Genomic DNA, 16025 nt, shown 5'->3' with positions numbered 1-16025 from the left:
GTCGTGTCTCGGGGAGAACGTCCGCCCCCAGGGAGGCACCCCATGGTCACCACCGCAGCGGCCTCCGCCCTCGGCATCCCCCGTACGCACCCGCTGCGGGCGCGCGCGGTGAACGCGGCCGAGGTGCGCGCCATGCTCGCCACGCTGGGCCGGCTGGCTCCCGGCGACTGGTCGCTCGGCACGGCGTGCGAGGGCTGGACCGTGCGGGACCTCACCTCGCACGTGCTGGGGCAGTACGAGGAGCTCGCGCGGCCCTGGCTGCTGGTCGGCCGGACAGTGCGCGGCCGCCGGCGCTACCCGGGGCTGACGCCGCTGCACGCGCACAACCAGTGCCAGGTCGACGCCCGGCGCTCCGTACCGCCGCACGTCCTGGTCGGGCTGCTGACCCGGTTCGGCCCGCGCGGGGTGCGCTCGGTGGAGCGCATGCCGGTCGCCGTGCGGCGGCGCATGCGCCTGAGCCCGCTCTTCCCCGAGTCGAAGGAGCTGCCCGAGGACTCCATGGACTACCTGGCCCGGGTCCTGCTCACCCGGGACACCTGGATGCACCGGGTGGACGTCTGCGACGCCACCGGGCAGGAGCTCGTGCTGCGGGAGCACGACAAGGAGGTCGTCGGGCAGGTGCTGCTGGACCTCGCCCTGGCCTGGAGCGGCCCGCCCACGTACCTGGACCTGTCCGGGCCGGCCGGCGGGCGCTGGGGTCTGGGCCGCGGCACGCCCGCCGTGGTGGTCCAGGCGGACGCCGTCACCCTGATGCGCCACCTCTCGGGCCGGCCACCGCTCGGCGACATCGCCTGCGACGGCGACCCCGCCGGCGTCGCGGCCGTCACCGGGGCGCGGGTGGTGTTCTGAGCCGCGTCCTGAGTACTTCCGCTCATGCGGTCGCCGGCCGGCCGCCACAGACTGCTGCCATGCGCACCACTCCTGCTCCCGCCCCCGCTCCCCGGGGAAAGACGCTGTACGTCGTCCTCGCCGCCGTGCTCTGGGCGGTGACGGTGCTGTCGCTCTCCTCTCTGGCGGTCCTGGTGATGATCCTCAGCGTCTGGGCCGCGTCCGTCGGGGAGTCCCCGGTGCCGTTCCTGCTCCGGGCGGCCCTGGCGCTCGTCGTGGCCGGGGGCGCACTGGCCGCCGTGTACTTCGCCCCCGGCATGCGTCGCCTCTCCCGCTCCGCCCGCCTGGCCCTGCTCGGCGCCCTGGCCTGTCCGGTGCCGGTGACCGCGGCGGTGTGGGCGTGGGCGGCGGCGAGCTGACACGGTCGCCGGCCCGTACGGCCGTCAGGACGGCGGCCGGGCCTCCACCATGACCACGTCGAACTCCTCCACCGACCGCACGGTCGACCGCGCCTTGGTCGCGGCCTGGCCGCGCAGTGCGGCGACCGGGCCCCGGGAGGCCGCCAGGCTGTCCCGGTCGGCGTAGATCGCGCCCACCATGCCCCGGCCGCCGGGGCGGTCCAGGAGCAGCGATCCGCCCAGGAAGCCCTTCATGCCCTGGAGCCTGGGCAGGACGTCGTTCTCGAACGCGTCGACCAGGAGGTCCGCGTCGGAGGGGGCGAACTCGAACCGGGTCAGCCGGAAGCGGGCGCCCTCGCCGACCGACTCGGGCCGTGAGACGACAGCGGCCTCCCAGTTGTCGACCGTCATGGTCGCCGCGAACTCCGCCAGCACCCGGGCGCGCAGCTCGCCCATGCGGTCGGCGCTCGCCCGGAGCGCCTCCTCGTCCTCCCACCACGTCCCGGTCAGCAGCTTGCCGACCTCACGGTCCACGAACAGCCCCGCGCCACGGAAGCCCGGCTCCTTGACGAGCTGTTCCCTGCCGTCCGTGGTCAGAGCCCGCACGGCTTGGTCGAGCTTCGCCGGATCACCTGTCGCATAGGTCGTACGAACAAACATGGCAGCCTTTCGCGCCGGATTCGGTGCCCCCTCGTCCCTGTCCATGCGACGGCCGGGACGGTCGAGCGGCAAGGCGGCCCACGCGTTCGGGTGACGGCGCCGCCCGGCGGGCAAGGGGAGCCCGGCACGCGCTTTTCGTATGGCCCTATTCACGCATTGGGCATGGCGAATGCACCGTGCCACCCGCATATTGCCGCTTCATATTCCCAAGTGGCGGGCACGCCGGGCGCCCTCGTCCTCGTACAGGGCCTCTATGTCCGCCGTGAAGTCCCGCGCTATCGCCGCCCGCTTGAGCTTCAGGGACGGTGTCAGGTGGCCGCTCTCCTCGGTGAAGTCGGCCGCCAGGACGCGGAAGCGGCGGATGGACTCGGCGCGCGAGACCAGGCGGTTGGCCTCGTCGACGGCGCGTTGCAGGGCGGCGTTGAGGTCCTCGTCCGTCACGAGGTCCCGCAGCGGCACGTCGTCCTTCTTCCGCATCCGGCGCCAGTGCGCCAGACCGTCCGGGTCCAGGGTGATCAGCGCCGTGACGTACGGGCGGTTGTCGCCGACCACCATGCACTGGGCGACCAGGGGGTGGGCGCGCAGCCAGTCCTCCAGCGGGGCGGGGGTGACGTTCTTGCCGCCCGAGGTGATGATGACGTCCTTCTTGCGGCCCGTGATGGTGAGGTAGCCGTCCTCGTCCAGCGCGCCCAGGTCGCCGGTGGCCAGCCAGCCGTCGTCGGTGACCGCCGGCACCGCCCGGCCCGCCTCCGCGTCCCAGTAGCCGCCGAAGACGTGGCCGCCCCGCAGCAGGACCTCCCCGTCCCCGGCGATCCGTACCGACGTACCCGGCAGCGGCCGGCCCACCGTGCCGAGCCGGGGCTTGAGCGGCGGGGTGACGGTGGACGCTGCGGTGGTCTCCGTCAGGCCGTACCCCTCGAACACCTCGATGCCCGCGCCCGCGTAGAAGGACGCCAGGCGCCGCCCCAGCGGGGAGCCGCCGCAGATGGCGTACCGTACGCGGCCGCCGAGGGCCGCCCGGATGCGGCGGTAGACCAGCGGGTCGTACAGGGCGCGGGCGGCCCGCAGCCCGAGTGACGGTCCGGGGCCGGTGCCGTGCTGGGCGGCCTCCACCGCCTCGCCGTACCGCCGTGCGACGGTCGCCGCCCGGTCGAAGGACGCGGCGCGGCCCATCTTCTCGGCGGTGGCGCGGCCGGTGTTGAAGACCTTCTCCAGGACGTACGGGATCGCCAGCAGGAACGTCGGCCGGAAACCGGCCAGGTCCGCGAGCAGGTCCTCGGTCCGGATCGACGGCGCGTGGCCGAGCCGTACCCGGGCGCGGAGGCAGCCGATGGCGACCATCCGGCCGAAGACGTGGGAGAGGGGCAGGAAGAGCAGGGTGGAGGCCGGGTCCTTGCTGACGCTCTTGAAGACCGGGTGGAGCAGTTCGATCGCGTTGTCGACCTCGGCGAAGAAGTTGGCGTGTGTGAGGACGCAGCCCTTGGGGCGGCCGGTGGTGCCGGAGGTGTAGATCAGGGTGGCGATCGAGTCCGGGGAGAGACCGGCCCGGCGGGCGGTGATGACCTCGTCGGGTATCCGGGCGCCCGCCTGCCGCAGCGCGCCGACCGCGCCGTTGTCGAAGACCCACAGGTGCGTCAGCCCGGGCATCTGCTTGCGCTCGTTGCTGACGAGCCGGGCCTGGTCCATGGTCTCGACGGCGCACGCCACGGCGCCGGAGTCCTGGAGTATCCAGCGGGTCTGGAAGGCGGAGGACGTCGGGTAGACGGGCACGGTGATCAGGCCGGCGGCCCAGGCGGCGAAGTCGAGCAGGGTCCACTCGTAGGTCGTACGGGCCATGATGGCCAGCCGGTCGCCGGGCCGGAGCCCCTCGGCCACGAGCCCCTTGGCGACGGCGAGGACCTCGGCGGCGAAGTCGGCGGCCGGTACGTCGGACCAGGTGCCGTCGGGGTTCTTCCTGCTCAGGACCGGATCGGTGGGTGCCTCGCGGGCGTTGTCGAAGGGGATGTCGGCCAGGGAACCGCTCGTCACCGGTGGGACGAGGGGCGGTACGGAGACTTCGTGCGGCAGTTGGGTGGGGGCGGCTGTCACGTGCGGCTCCTTCGTCGGGCCGGGGCCGAGTCGTGGGCGCGCACGGTCTCGACCAGGTCCTGACCTCTGAGTAACCTTACTCGGGAGTAAATCTAGGGCCGAGCAGGGAGTCAGGACAATGGCCGAGCGCGATCCGCACCGCACCGCCACAGCACCCGCCCCGGCCCCGGGCGCGTGAGGGCCGTGAACCTGCCGCTCGCCCTCGCCCTGGGCGCCCTGCGCTCACCCTTCCGGCGGCCCGGGCACGGGGTGACCGTCACGCCCGGCCGGTGGCGGCTCGCCGAGCCGGACGTACGGATCGACCCGGACCGCCTCGCGGCGTACGCGCGCGTGTGCGGGTTCTCCGAGTCGGGGCCGGTTCCGCTGCCGTACCCGCACGTCCTGGGATTCCCGCTCACCATGCGGCTGATGGCCGCCCGGGACTTCCCGCTGCCGCTCCTCGGGCTGGTCCACACCTGGATCACGGTCACCCGGCACCGCGCCCTGCTCCCGGCCGAGCGCCTCCAACTCACCGTTCACGTCGCCGCCCTGACACCGCACCGGCGCGGCACCGAAGTGACCGTCGCCACCGAGGCCCACGTGGCGGGCGAACCGGTCTGGGAGTCCCGCAGCGGCTACCTGGCCCGCCACGGAACGCCCGACGCGGTGGCGACCGGTCCCGGCCCCGCCTCCACCCCTGGCCGGGCCCCCGCCCCGACACCCGGCCTGGGGTCGGCCCAAGCCCCCGGCCCCGGCCGGTCACCCGGTCCCGCACCCGGTCCCGGCCCCGCCCCGACACCCGATCCCGGTCCCGCGCCCGCGCCCCCGCACGCCCCGCTCGCCGCCCGTGCCGAATGGCGCCTCGCCTCCGACCTGGGCCGCCGCTACGGCCGCGTGTCCGGCGACCGCAACCCGATCCACCTGCACCCGCTCAGCGCCCGGGTCTTCGGCTTCCCCCGGCCCATCGCCCACGGCATGTGGACGTTCGCCCGCTGCGTGGCGGAGCTGAGCCCCCCGCACGCCGCCCACGTGGAAGCGGAGTTCAGGGCGCCCGTCCCGCTGCCCTCGACCGTGACGTACGCCGCCGACGGCGACCGTTTCGAGCTGCGCGGCGACGGCGGCCGCCCGTACCTCACCGGGACGGCGACCAGCGCTGCCCGTCCATGAGGTTGCCCAGGCCCGTCCAGGCGAAGTTCATCAGGGTGGCGGCGGCCTCCTTGGCGGACACCCCGGGGGTCTCGTTGGCCCACTGCGCCAGCGACTCGGCCGCGCCCACCAGCGCCTGGGCGAGCCCGGACACGTCCCGGTCGCCGAACGCGGGGTCCTGGTGCGCGTCCCGGGCCGCCTCGCCTATCAGGCCGGTCACGAACGCGGCGATCTCGTCCCGCATGGCCGCCACCTCCGCGGCGAACGGCTCGCCGTGCGTGCGCGCCTGCTGGTGCAGCACCGCCCAGCCGTCCGGGTGCTCGGCGGTGTGCGTGAAGAAGGCGGTGAGCCCCGCCCACAACTGCTGGTCGGCCGGCCGCCCCGGCTCGGCGGCGGCCTCCTCCACCGCGTCCCGGACGGCGGCGATCAGCGCGGCGGCCTCGCGGCGGATGCAGGCGGTGAAGAGCTCCTCCTTGGAGTTCAGGTACAGGTACACCAACGGCTTGGACACCCCGGCCAGTTCGGCGATCTCGTCCATCGACGCCGCCCGGTACCCCCGCTGCCCGAACGTCTGCACGGCCGCGTCCAGCATCTGCTGCTCGCGCACGGCCCGCGGCATGCGCTTGGCCTTCGCACCCGTGCTCTTCACGACACCCGTCCTCCTACTCCTCGGTAGTCGGTAAGCCTACGGCCCGCCGGAAGGGCGCGGGCCGCGCACGGAGCAGGGGCACATGCGCCCTTCGCTACCAATAGTGTGCATGTCACTCCAGTAGGTGATATTCCGGTACACCGGCGGACTGCTTCCCTACAGACGTCGCTCTTCGTCAGCCACTCCCGAACGGAGTAACTGCATGAGGCTGTCCGCCCGCCGCGGCTTGGCCGCGCTGCTCCTGCTGCTCCCCCTCGCCGCCACCCCGGCCACCGCCACCGCCGCCGAACCCACCCCGGAACCCGCCCCGCTGCGCACCACCACGGGAACGCCCGTCCCGGGCCAGTACATCGTCACCCTGAAGTCCGGCACCGTATCGGCCAAGGTCACCCAGCAGCTCGGCATCACCCCGGTCCACGAGTACTCCAGCGTGCTGCGCGGCTTCAGCGCCAAGCTCGACGCCTCGCAACTGGCGTCCGTGCGCGGCCTTCCGGACGTGGCGGCCGTCGAGCAGGACGCGGTGGTCAGCGTCGGCGCCCCGCCGGTGGCGCAGGCCGGCCCCACCCCCCGGGTGATCGCGGCCAGTTGGGGCCTGGACCGCATCGACCAGCCGTACCTGCCGCTCAACAACCAGTTCAACGTCAACAGCACCGGTGCGGGCGCCACGGCGTACATCCTCGACTCCGGCATCGACTACGCGCACGCCGAGTTCGGCGGCCGTGCCGTGCCCGGCTTCGACGCCATGGGCGACGGACGGAACGGCCAGGACTGCCAGGGCCACGGCACGCACGTCGCGGGCACCGTCGGCGGGTCGAACTTCGGAGTGGCCCGGCAGTCGCGCCTGGTCAGCGTCCGCGTCCTGGGCTGCGACGGCAAGGGCTCCTGGGCCGGCATCATCGCCGGGTTCGACTGGGTCGCCAAGAACGCCAGGCAGCCCGCGGTGCTCAACGGCTCCCTCGGCGGCCCCAGGAGCGACGCCGTCAACCAGGCGGCCACCGCGCTTTCGGACAGCGGCGTCCTGCCGGTGGTCGCCGCCGGCAACGACGCGATCGACGCCTGCAACGTCTCCCCCGCGAGCGCGCAGCGGGTCCTCACCGTCGGGGCGACCAACCACCAGGACCAGGAGACCAGCTTCTCCAACTACGGCGCCTGCCTGGACATCTACGCGCCCGGCGCCGCCATCGTCTCGGCCAGGCTCGGCGGCGGGAGCGTGGCGCTGGACGGCACGTCCATGGCCAGCCCCCATGTCGCGGGCGTGGCGGCCCTCCTCAAGGCCCGCTACCCCTCCGCGACCCCCGCGCAGGTCTACCAGTGGATCACCGACCAGTCCGTGAAGGGCATCCTCACCGTGAGCAAGTCCTCGCCCAACCGGCTGCTCCAGACCGCCGGGCTCTGACGTACCAGAGGGGTGCCCCCACCGGACCGTCGGCCGGTGGGGGCACCCCTCTGTATGACGAAACGTCAGGCGGGCGTCAGGCGGTGACCGGCACGGTCACCTTCTGCTCGGCCTCGCGCACGCCGTAGTCGTCGTCCACCGGGGACGCCGAGGCGGAGTTGTACGCGTCGTGGTCCAGGATCTTCTCGCGGGCGGCGACGACGACCGGGACGAGCGCCTGGCCGGCGACGTTCGTGGCCGTGCGCATCATGTCCAGGATCGGGTCGATCGCCATGAGCAGACCGACGCCCTCCAGCGGCAGGCCCAGCGCGGAGAGGGTCAGCGTCAGCATGACCGTGGCACCGGTCAGACCGGCGGTGGCGGCGGAACCGACGACCGAGACGAAGGCGATCATCAGGTAGTCCTGGATGCCGAGCTGGACGTCGAAGATCTGGGCGATGAAGATCGCCGCGAGCGCCGGGTAGATCGCAGCGCAGCCGTCCATCTTGGTCGTGGCGCCGAACGGGACGGCGAAGGACGTGTACTCCTTCGGCACGCCGAGGCGCTCGGTGACCTTGACCGTGACGGGCATGGTGCCGACGGACGAGCGGGAGACGAAGGCGAGCTGGATGGCCGGCCAGGCGCCCTTGAAGAACTGGAGCGGGTTGACCTTGGCGACAGTCGCGAGGAGCAGCGGGTAGACGCCGAAGAGGACCAGCGCGCAGCCGATGTAGACGTCGGCGGTGAAGGTGGCGTACTTGCCGATGAGGTCCCAGCCGTAGTCGGCGATGGCATAGCCGATGAGGCCGACGGTGCCGATGGGGGCGAGGCGGATGACCCACCACAGGGCCTTCTGGAGCAGCTCCAGGACCGACTCGCTGAGGGTGAGGATCGGCTGGGCCTTCTCGCCGAGCTTCAGGGCGGCGATGCCGGCGACGGCGGCCATGAAGACGATCTGGAGGACGTTCAGCTCGGTGAACGGCGTGATGACGTCCGTCGGGATGATCCCGGTGAGGAAGTCCAGCCAGGACCCGGCGTTCTCGGGCTTCTCGCCGTCCTTCGGGGTGAGGCCGGTGCCGGCGCCCGGGTTGGTGAGCAGGCCGATCGTGAGGCCGATGGCGACCGCGATCAGCGACGTGATCATGAACCAGAGCAGGGTGCGGGAGGCCAGCCGGGCGGCGTTGTTGACCTTCCGCAGGTTGGTGATGGACACCAGGATCGCGAAGAAGACGAGCGGCGCGACGGCCAGCTTCAGGAGCTGGACGAAGATGTGGCCGACCTTGTCGAGGGTCGTGTGGAGCCACTGCACGTCATAGGTGCGGGTGACCCAGCCGAGGATGACGCCGAGGACGAGACCGGCGACGATCTGGGCCCAGAAGGGCACCTTGGGTATGCGGCGGGTGGGCTTCTCGGTGCTCGCGGACGCGGACACGGACACACTCCAGTAGGGCGTATCGGGGAATACGGGACGGGGTGGGTGCGGCGCACGCGCCTTCCGGCGGCGCCGCTGCATGATGCCGGGTCAGATTTCGCGGCAACAGACCGCGGACATACAGCGGCAGAGATCGACATGCAGGCGCGCCACGAGCGGCGGGCTCATGGCTTCACGGGGGCGCACTGCTGTCTTCACGCCGAACACGTTAACACTTGAACTTTGAGGTCCTCAAAGCACTTCTTTGAGGCAGTCGGCCCCGGATACGCCAACACCCCCGTGCGAAGCGGGGCTTCGGCACGGGGGTGCGGGAGTACGAGACGGGGCGTGAGCTACGTCACTGGGCGGAGGCGTCCTCCTGGGACCGGCTCGCCTCCAGCCGCGCCTTCACGCCGTCGACCTTCGGGGCGATCTGCGCGGACATCGCGTCGCGCTGCTTGCGCAGCAGCACGAAGCTGAGCGGCGCCGAGATCACGATCGACAGCAGCAGCACCCACAGCAGGTTGGAGTCGCCGAGCCCGCGCGGCAGCGCACCGACGTACACCAGTCCCCAGAGGGCGAAGAAGCAGCCGGCGAAGATGCCGAAGCGCATGAGGGTGTACCTGACGGCAGCGGACACGGCGGGGCCTTCTTCCTACTCGCTTGCTTGCTCATCCAGTGAAGCACGTGACGAATCGATCAATTCAGGGGGTGAGCGGCAGATACATGATGATGTCGTCGCGGTCGTCACCCTCGGCGACCCGTATCGCGTCCGGGACCCGGCCGACCTCCTTGTAGCCGCACGAGGCGTAGAACCGGTCGACGCCGGTGCCGCCCCGGCAGGTGAGCCGGATCGCCTCGATGCCGTCGCGGCCGCGTACCGCCGCCTCCGTGGCGGCCATGAGGTCGCGCCCGTACCCCTTGCCCTGGTGGCGCGGGTGGATCATCACCGTGTAGAGCCACACCCAGTGCTTCATCAGGCGGTGCGTGTTGTACGCGATGAAGGCGGTGGCGGCGACGGAGCCGTCCTCGTCGCGGCCGACGAGGAGGCGGGTGCGGCCCTCGGCCATGGCGGTGAGGTGCTTGACCCACTCCGGGCGGATGTCGTCGGGGGTGACGGGCGGGACGAAGCCGACGGAACCGCCCGCGTTGGAGACGTCCGTCCACAGGCCGAGGACGCCGTCGCGGAGGGTGCGGTCGACCTGGGGGTCCAGTTCGAAGTTCAACGGCATGCGTTCGACGATAAACGGCTCAGCGCAGGGCCCGTGCGGCTATCCGCAGGTCGGACAGCAGGCCCTCGTAGACCGCCTCGCGGTCGTCGGCGCGCAGCACGGCGGAGGGGTGGATGGTCGCGACCAGGCACTCGCCGCGCTCCTCGTGGCCGGGGAACGGCAGGAGCATGCCGCGCTGCTTGGTGACCCGGAACGACGAGCCGAGCAGCGCCTTCCCGGCGGTGGCGCCGAGCGCGACGATCACCTCGGGGTCGACGAGCCGCAGCTCCTCCTCCAGCCACGGCCGGCAGGCGGTCATCTCGCGGAGGCTGGGCGACTTGTGGATGCGGCGCTTGCCGCGTTCCGGCACGACCTCGAACTTGAAGTGCTTGACGGCGTTGGTGACGTACGTGTCGCCCGGCTCGATCCCGGCCTCGTCCAGCGCCCGGGTGAGCACCTTGCCGGCCGGCCCGACGAACGGCGCGCCCTGCCGGTCCTCCTGGTCGCCCGGCTGCTCGCCGACCAGCAGGACGCGCCCGTGGACGTTACCGGCGCCGAACACGGTCTGGGTCGCGTCCCGGTGCAGCGGGCAGCCCCGGCACCCGGCGGCCGCCTCGCGCAGCGCCTCGATCCCGGCGCCCTCCGGCACGAAGGGCTCGGCGGTGTACGCGTCCTCGGGGGCCTTGGTACCAGCCATGACCCCCGAGTACCCGTGGGGCGGCTGGTCAGACCCGCATGGGCTGCGGCGACTCGCGGCGGTCGGCGTCCGGGCCCGGGTACTCGCGGATGATCTCGTACCGGGTGTTGCGCTCCACCGGGCGGAAACCGGCGTCCCGGATCAGCTCCAGCAGGTCGTCGCGGGTGAGCTTGTTCGGCGTGCCGTAGTTGTCCGCGTCGTGCGTGATCTTGTACTCGACGACCGAGCCGTCCATGTCGTCCGCGCCGTGCTGGAGCGCGAGCTGGGCCGTCTGCACGCCGTGCATGACCCAGAAGACCTTGACGTGCGGGACGTTGTCGAACAGCAGCCGGGAGACCGCGAAGGTCTTCAGCGCCTCGGCGCCCGTGGCCATGGTCGTCCGCGCCTGGAGGCGGTTGCGGATCTTGCCGTCCTTCATGTCCACGAAGTCGTGCTGGTAGCGCAGCGGGATGAAGACCTGGAAGCCGCCGGTCTCGTCCTGGAGCTCACGCAGCCGCAGCACGTGGTCCACCCGGTGGCGGGGCTCCTCGATGTGCCCGTACAGCATCGTGCACGGGGTCTTGAGCCCCTTCTCGTGCGCGAGGCGGTGGATGCGGGACCAGTCCTCCCAGTGGGTGCGGTGGTCCACGATGTGCTGGCGGACCTCCCAGTCGAAGATCTCCGCGCCGCCGCCGGTGAGCGACTCCAGGCCGGCCTCGATCAGCTCGTCGAGGATCTCGGAGGCGGACAGCCCGGAGATCGTCTCGAAGTGGTGGATCTCGGTCGCCGTGAAGGCCTTGAGGGAGACGTTCGGGAGCGCCTTCTTCAGCTCGCTCAGCGAGCGGGGGTAGTAGCGCCACGGCAGGTTGGGGTGAAGCCCGTTGACGATGTGCAGCTCGGTGAGGTTCTCGTTCTCCATCGCCTTGGCGAGGCGGACGGCCTCCTCGATGCGCATGGTGTACGCGTCCTTCTCGCCCGGCTTGCGCTGGAACGAGCAGTACGCGCACGACGCGGTGCACACGTTCGTCATGTTGAGGTGCCGGTTGACGTTGAAGTGCACGACGTCGCCGTTCTTGCGCGTCCGCACCTCGTGGGCGAGGCCGCCGAGCCAGGCCAGGTCGTCCGACTCGTAGAGGGCGATACCGTCCTCGCGGGTCAGCCGCTCCCCGGACCGGACCTTCTCCTCCAGCTCGCGCTTGAGCCCCGCGTCCATACGGATGCCTCCCATACGTGTGTCAATCGGGCTCCACCACCGTACGCCCCTTACTCCTCGGGCAAGTCGCCGACCCGGTTCTCCCACTTCGTGGACAGCACGATGGTCGTACGCGTACGGGACACGCCCTTCGTCCCCGACAGCCGGCGGATGGTCTTCTCCAGGCCGTCGACGTCGCTCGCGCGGACCTTGAGCATGAACGAGTCGTCGCCCGCGATGAACCAGCAGTCCTCGATCTCGGCCAGGTCCCGCAGCCGGCGCGCCACGTCCTCGTGGTCGGCGGCGTCGGAGAGGGAGATGCCGATCAGCGCCGTGACGCCGAGGCCGAGGGAGGCGGAGTCCACGGTGGCGCGGTAGCCGGTGATGACGCCCGCCGCTTCCAGGCGGTTGATGCGGTCGGTGACGGAGGGCCCCGAGAGCCCGACGAGCCGGCCGAGCTCGGCGTACGAAGCCCTGCCGTTCTCGCGAAGGGCCTGGATGAGCTGCCTATCCACGGCGTCCATATACCTGAAGCCTTCCATTGTTCAGCAACACAGCACGTTTGATTGTAAAAACAAAGGCGCACAGCGGCCCGTCAGGAGATGACCCTCATCCTGTACACGACCGCGGAGGCTCATACGGCCGGGACGCGCTAGTCCTCACGTGACCCACCGCCCAGCTCGCCCTTCCAGCGGCGGTAAAGCCGGTGCGGCACGCCCGCCGCGTCCAGCACCCGGCCCGCGACGAAGTCGACCAGGTCCTGGATGTGCGTCGCGCCCGCGTAGAACGCCGGAGAGGCCGGCAGCACCACGGCACCCGCCTCGTCCAGCGCCACCAGGTGCTTGAGCGTCTGCCCGTTCAGCGGGGTCTCCCGGACCGCCACCACCAGCGGGCGCCGCTCCTTCAGCGTCACGCTCGCCGCCCGCTGCAACAGGTCCTTCGACAGGCCGAGCGCCACCCCCGCCACACAGGCCGTGGACGCGGGCACGATCAGCATCCCCTTGACGGGGTACGACCCCGACGACGGCCCGGCCGCGAGGTCGCCCGCCGCCCAGTGCCGTACGTCCGACACGTCCACCGGAAAGGTGCCCGGCTTCCCGTCCGCGCCCCGCGACAGCCACTCGGCGAGGTCCTCGCGCCAGTGCGCGTCCCGGAACGCGATCCCGGTCTCGTCCAGCAGCGTCAGCCGGGACGCCCGGGACACCACCAGGTCGACGCTCTCCCCGGCGGCGAGCAGCCCGCGCAGGACGGCGGCGGCGTACGGGGTCCCTGACGCCCCGGACACCCCGACGACCCACGGGCGACGCTGCACTTCTACCGGCTCCACGCCGCTGAGCCTATCCGGCCGGACAGGTACGGAACCGGCCGGTACGGAACCGAGTGAGGTGCCCCGGACGTTTCCGGGGGGAGACGCGCATCACCACAGGGGGCCGCCATGGCAGGTACGACACGGGGCGACGTCACCGGCCGGACCGGCGCCGACCGGGTGAAGGCGGCCGCCGCGCTGATGCTCGCCTGGGTGGCCCTGCTGTGGCTGCTGGAGGCCGTCGACCTGGCGACCGGCCACGCCCTGGACGCGTACGGCATCTCGCCGCGGGAGGTCGTCGAGCTGCGCGACCTGGTCCCGGCCGCGTTCCTGCACTTCGGCTTCGGGCACGTGGCGGCGAACAGCGTCCCGCTGCTGGTGTTCGGCTTCCTCGCCGCGCTCGGCGGCATCCGGCGCTTCCTGGGCGTGGCCGCGCTGATCGTGGTCGTCGACGGCCTGGGTGTGTGGCTGGTGTCGCCGCCGTACAGCGTCACGGCGGGCGCGTCGGGCCTGATCTTCGGCCTCTTCGGCTACCTGCTGGTGCGCGGCTTCGTGGACCGCAAGCCGATGCACATCGTGGTGGGCCTGCTGATCGGCGCGATCTGGGGCAGCACGATCCTGCTCGGCATATCGCCCACCCAGGCGGGCGTGAGCTGGCAGGGCCACCTGTTCGGCCTGCTGGCGGGCGTGGCGGCCGCGTTCGTCTTCCGCCGCCGGCGCCCGCGCGGGGCGGCGCCCCGGTTCACACCGTGAGGCCGCGCACCAGCAGGTCGGCCAGCGCGCACACGAAGAGGCTGATCCCGATGAAGCCGTTCGTGGTGAAGAAGGCCCGGTTCAGCCGGGACAGGTCGTGCGGGCGCACGATCGTGTGCTCGTAGAGGAAGGCGACGGCCACGATCACCAGGCCCGCCCAGAAGAACACGCCCGCGCCGGTGGCCAGCGCGTACCAGGCCAGCAGGCCCGTCGTGACCACGTGCGAGGCACGGGCGCCGTACAGGGCGGCGGGGATGCCGAAGCGGGCGGGGACGGACTTCACGCCGTGGGCGCGGTCGGCCTGGACGTCCTGGCAGGCGAAGATCAGGTCGAAGCCGCCGATCCAGACTCCCACGGCGAGGCCCAGGATCACCGCCTCCCACGACCACGCCCCGGTGACCGCGATCCACGCCCCGACCGGGCCCATCGCCTGGGCGAGGCCCAGGATGGCGTGCGGGAAGTTCGTGAAGCGCTTGCCGTACGGGTAGACGACCATCGGCACGACGGCGACCGGCGCGAGCGCCAGGCACAGCGGGTTCAGCAGGGCTGCCGCGCCCAGGAAGACCACGAGGGCGACCAGGGCCCCGGTCCAGGCCGAGCGGACGGACACCGCGCCGGTGACCAGCTCGCGGCCCGCCGTGCGCGGGTTACGGGCGTCGATCTCGCGGTCGATGATCCGGTTGCAGGCCATCGCGAAGGTGCGCAGGCCCACCATCGCGACGGTCACCAGGAGCAGCTCCAGCCAGTGGACGGAGCTGTCGGCCCGGAACATCGCGGTGAGGGAGGCGATGTACGCGAAGGGCAGCGCGAAGACCGAGTGCTCGATCATCACCAGCCGCAGGAACGCCCGGGTGCCCCCGGGCTGCGGGACGGCCGCCGCCTGGGCGGTCACAGCCCGTACTCCTTCCAGCGGCGGTCCACCAGCGCCGCGGTCGCCGGGTCGGACTCCACCATGTCCGGCCAGCCGCCGTCGCGCGTGTAGCCCTCCTCGGGCCATTTCTTCGTGGCGTCGATGCCCGCCTTGCCGCCCCAGAACTGCTGGTACGAGGCGTGGTCCAGGTGGTCGACCGGGCCCTCGACGACGGTGAGGTCGCGGGCGTAGTCGGTGTTGCCGAGGGCCCTCCAGGACACCTCGTGCATGTTGCGGACGTCGCAGTCGGCGTCGACGATCACGATCAGCTTGGTCAGCGACATCATGTGCGCGCCCCAGATGGCGTGCATGACCTTCTGGGCGTGCTTGGGGTACTTCTTCTCGATCGAGACGATCGCGCAGTTGTGGAAGCCGCCGGACTCCGGCAGGTGGTAGTCCACGATGTCCGGCACGATGATCTTGAGCAGGGGGAGGAAGAAGCGTTCCGTCGCCCGGCCCAGCGGGCCGTCCTCCGTCGGCGGGCGGCCGACCACGATCGACTGGAGCAGCGGCCGCTTCCGCATGGTCACGCAGTCGATCTTCAGCGCCGGGAAGGGCTCCTGCGGGGTGTAGAAGCCGGTGTGGTCGCCGAACGGCCCCTCGGGGAGCATCTCGCCCGGCTCCAGCCAGCCCTCCAGGACGACCTCCGCCTGCGCCGGGACCTGGAGCGGCACGGTCTTGCAGTCGACCATCTCGATCCGCTTGCCCTGGAGGAACCCGGCGAACAGGTACTCGTCGATGTCCTCGGGCAGCGGCGCCGTCGAGGCGTACGTCACGGCCGGGGGCGCCCCGAACGCGATCGCGACCGGCAGCCGCTCCCCGCGCCGGGCGGCGACCTGGTAGTGGTTGCGGCTGTCCTTGTGGATCTGCCAGTGCATGCCGATGGTGCGACTGTCGTGGCGCTGGAGCCGGTACAGCCCGAGGTTGCGGATGCCGTTCTCGGGGTGCTTGGTGTGCGTCAGGCCCAGGTTGAAGAAGGACCCGCCGTCCTTGGGCCAGGTGAAGAGCGCCGGGAGCTTGTCCAGGTCCACGTCGTCACCGGTGAGGACGACCTCCTGCACCGGCGCGTCCTTGACCTTCTTCGGCGGTACGTGGGTCATCGCGCCCAGCTTGCCGAACGCCTCGCGCACGCCCACGAAGCCGTGCGGCAGCTCGGGCCGCAGCAGCCCGCCGATCTTGGCGCTGATCTCGTCGTACGACTTCAGCCCGAGGGCCTTCAGCAGCCGGCGGTCGGTCCCGAAGACGTTCATCGCGAGCGGCATGGCCGAGCCCTTGACGTTCTCGAAGAGCAGCGCCGGCCCGCCGGACTTCTGGACCCGGTCGACGATCTCCCCGACCTCCAGGCAGGGGTCGACTTCGGCCTTGATGCGCTTGAGGTCGCCTTCGCGCTCCAGCGCCCTGAGCAGCGAGCGGAGATCGTCGTAAGCCATGGGGCCCAGTATC

Annotated in this window: 17 protein-coding genes; 5 read left to right on the top strand and 12 right to left on the bottom strand. The window is 71.7% G+C overall.

Annotated features, from left to right (window positions below; genetic code table 11):
* Positions 1 to 42 precede the first annotated feature (42 nt).
* Entirely contained in the window at positions 43 to 849 is an 807-nt protein-coding gene (locus AB0J57_RS23835) for a maleylpyruvate isomerase family mycothiol-dependent enzyme (RefSeq protein WP_366130325.1), read from the top strand.
* Positions 850 to 908: 59 nt separating this feature from the next.
* A complete protein-coding gene (locus AB0J57_RS23830; protein WP_366130324.1) occupies positions 909 to 1247 on the top strand; it encodes a hypothetical protein in 339 nt (112 codons plus the stop codon).
* A gap of 24 nt (positions 1248 to 1271) precedes the next feature.
* Here AB0J57_RS23830 and AB0J57_RS23825 read toward each other — a convergent pair whose 3' ends face one another.
* Together AB0J57_RS23825 and AB0J57_RS23820 are read right to left on the bottom strand one after the other, a co-directional pair.
* On the bottom strand, positions 1272 to 1886 hold the full coding sequence (locus AB0J57_RS23825) for an antibiotic biosynthesis monooxygenase (protein ID WP_366130323.1): 615 nt from the start codon (positions 1884 to 1886) through the stop codon (positions 1272 to 1274).
* A gap of 198 nt (positions 1887 to 2084) precedes the next feature.
* Positions 2085 to 3974 (bottom strand): AMP-dependent synthetase/ligase, encoded by a 1890-nt coding sequence (locus tag AB0J57_RS23820; protein ID WP_366130322.1) that lies wholly within the window; start codon positions 3972 to 3974, stop codon positions 2085 to 2087.
* A 183-nt stretch (positions 3975 to 4157) separates the two neighbouring features.
* Here AB0J57_RS23820 and AB0J57_RS23815 point away from each other — a divergent pair, with 183 nt between their 5' ends.
* Positions 4158 to 5120 carry a MaoC/PaaZ C-terminal domain-containing protein gene (locus tag AB0J57_RS23815; protein WP_366130321.1) on the top strand — a complete coding sequence of 321 codons (963 nt, stop codon included), beginning with the start codon at positions 4158 to 4160 and terminating at the stop codon, positions 5118 to 5120.
* Here the strand turns inward: AB0J57_RS23815 and AB0J57_RS23810 are convergent.
* Positions 5086 to 5718 (bottom strand): TetR/AcrR family transcriptional regulator, encoded by a 633-nt coding sequence (locus tag AB0J57_RS23810; RefSeq protein ID WP_366130577.1) that lies wholly within the window; start codon positions 5716 to 5718, stop codon positions 5086 to 5088. The two genes, AB0J57_RS23815 and AB0J57_RS23810, sit on opposite strands and share 35 nt — an antisense overlap.
* 232 nt (positions 5719 to 5950) lie before the next feature.
* On the opposite strand from AB0J57_RS23810, the gene AB0J57_RS23805 reads away from it, so the two are divergent.
* On the top strand, positions 5951 to 7144 hold the full coding sequence (locus AB0J57_RS23805) for a S8 family peptidase (RefSeq protein ID WP_366130320.1): 1194 nt from the start codon (positions 5951 to 5953) through the stop codon (positions 7142 to 7144).
* Between the two features lie 76 nt (positions 7145 to 7220).
* Here AB0J57_RS23805 and AB0J57_RS23800 read toward each other — a convergent pair whose 3' ends face one another.
* The 7 genes from AB0J57_RS23800 to AB0J57_RS23770 all read right to left on the bottom strand — a co-directional run bounded on the left by AB0J57_RS23800 (position 7221) and on the right by AB0J57_RS23770 (position 12940).
* Entirely contained in the window at positions 7221 to 8561 is a 1341-nt protein-coding gene (locus AB0J57_RS23800) for a dicarboxylate/amino acid:cation symporter (RefSeq protein ID WP_366130319.1), read from the bottom strand.
* Positions 8562 to 8892: 331 nt separating this feature from the next.
* Complete coding sequence (locus AB0J57_RS23795; protein WP_366130318.1) at positions 8893 to 9174, bottom strand: DUF4229 domain-containing protein; 282 nt, start codon at positions 9172 to 9174, stop codon at positions 8893 to 8895.
* Between the two features lie 64 nt (positions 9175 to 9238).
* Positions 9239 to 9766, bottom strand: coding sequence for a GNAT family N-acetyltransferase (locus AB0J57_RS23790; RefSeq protein WP_366130317.1), 528 nt, complete (start codon positions 9764 to 9766; stop codon positions 9239 to 9241).
* Between the two features lie 19 nt (positions 9767 to 9785).
* On the bottom strand, positions 9786 to 10442 hold the full coding sequence (locus tag AB0J57_RS23785) for a UdgX family uracil-DNA binding protein (RefSeq protein ID WP_366130316.1): 657 nt from the start codon (positions 10440 to 10442) through the stop codon (positions 9786 to 9788).
* 28 nt (positions 10443 to 10470) lie between these two features.
* Positions 10471 to 11634 (bottom strand): aminofutalosine synthase MqnE, encoded by a 1164-nt coding sequence (gene mqnE / locus AB0J57_RS23780; protein ID WP_366130576.1) that lies wholly within the window; start codon positions 11632 to 11634, stop codon positions 10471 to 10473.
* 50 nt (positions 11635 to 11684) lie between these two features.
* Positions 11685 to 12137 carry an Lrp/AsnC family transcriptional regulator gene (locus AB0J57_RS23775; RefSeq protein WP_084897975.1) on the bottom strand — a complete coding sequence of 151 codons (453 nt, stop codon included), beginning with the start codon at positions 12135 to 12137 and terminating at the stop codon, positions 11685 to 11687.
* Positions 12138 to 12265: 128 nt separating this feature from the next.
* The gene (locus tag AB0J57_RS23770; RefSeq protein WP_366130315.1) at positions 12266 to 12940 is read right to left on the bottom strand and encodes a UbiX family flavin prenyltransferase; all 675 of its coding nucleotides are present in this window, start codon (positions 12938 to 12940) and stop codon (positions 12266 to 12268) included.
* Positions 12941 to 13048: 108 nt separating this feature from the next.
* Between AB0J57_RS23770 and AB0J57_RS23765 the strand changes: the two genes are divergently transcribed.
* Complete coding sequence (locus AB0J57_RS23765) at positions 13049 to 13672, top strand: rhomboid family intramembrane serine protease (protein ID WP_366130314.1); 624 nt, start codon at positions 13049 to 13051, stop codon at positions 13670 to 13672.
* On the opposite strand, the gene mqnP is transcribed toward AB0J57_RS23765, so the two are convergent.
* Both mqnP and AB0J57_RS23755 read right to left on the bottom strand, forming a co-directional pair.
* On the bottom strand, positions 13662 to 14564 hold the full coding sequence (mqnP, locus tag AB0J57_RS23760; RefSeq protein WP_366130313.1) for a menaquinone biosynthesis prenyltransferase MqnP: 903 nt from the start codon (positions 14562 to 14564) through the stop codon (positions 13662 to 13664). The two genes, AB0J57_RS23765 and mqnP, sit on opposite strands and share 11 nt — an antisense overlap.
* Positions 14561 to 16012 (bottom strand): menaquinone biosynthesis decarboxylase, encoded by a 1452-nt coding sequence (locus tag AB0J57_RS23755; RefSeq protein ID WP_366130312.1) that lies wholly within the window; start codon positions 16010 to 16012, stop codon positions 14561 to 14563. The genes mqnP and AB0J57_RS23755 overlap by 4 nt, the downstream gene beginning before the upstream one ends.
* Positions 16013 to 16025 lie beyond the last annotated feature (13 nt).

The organism is Streptomyces sp. NPDC049837, assembly GCF_040674455.1.
In the GTDB taxonomy this organism is placed as follows: Bacteria; Actinomycetota; Actinomycetes; order Streptomycetales; family Streptomycetaceae; genus Streptomyces.
The sequence above is the reverse complement of the archived record's forward strand: the minus strand, read 5'-3'. Positions and strand labels throughout refer to the sequence as shown.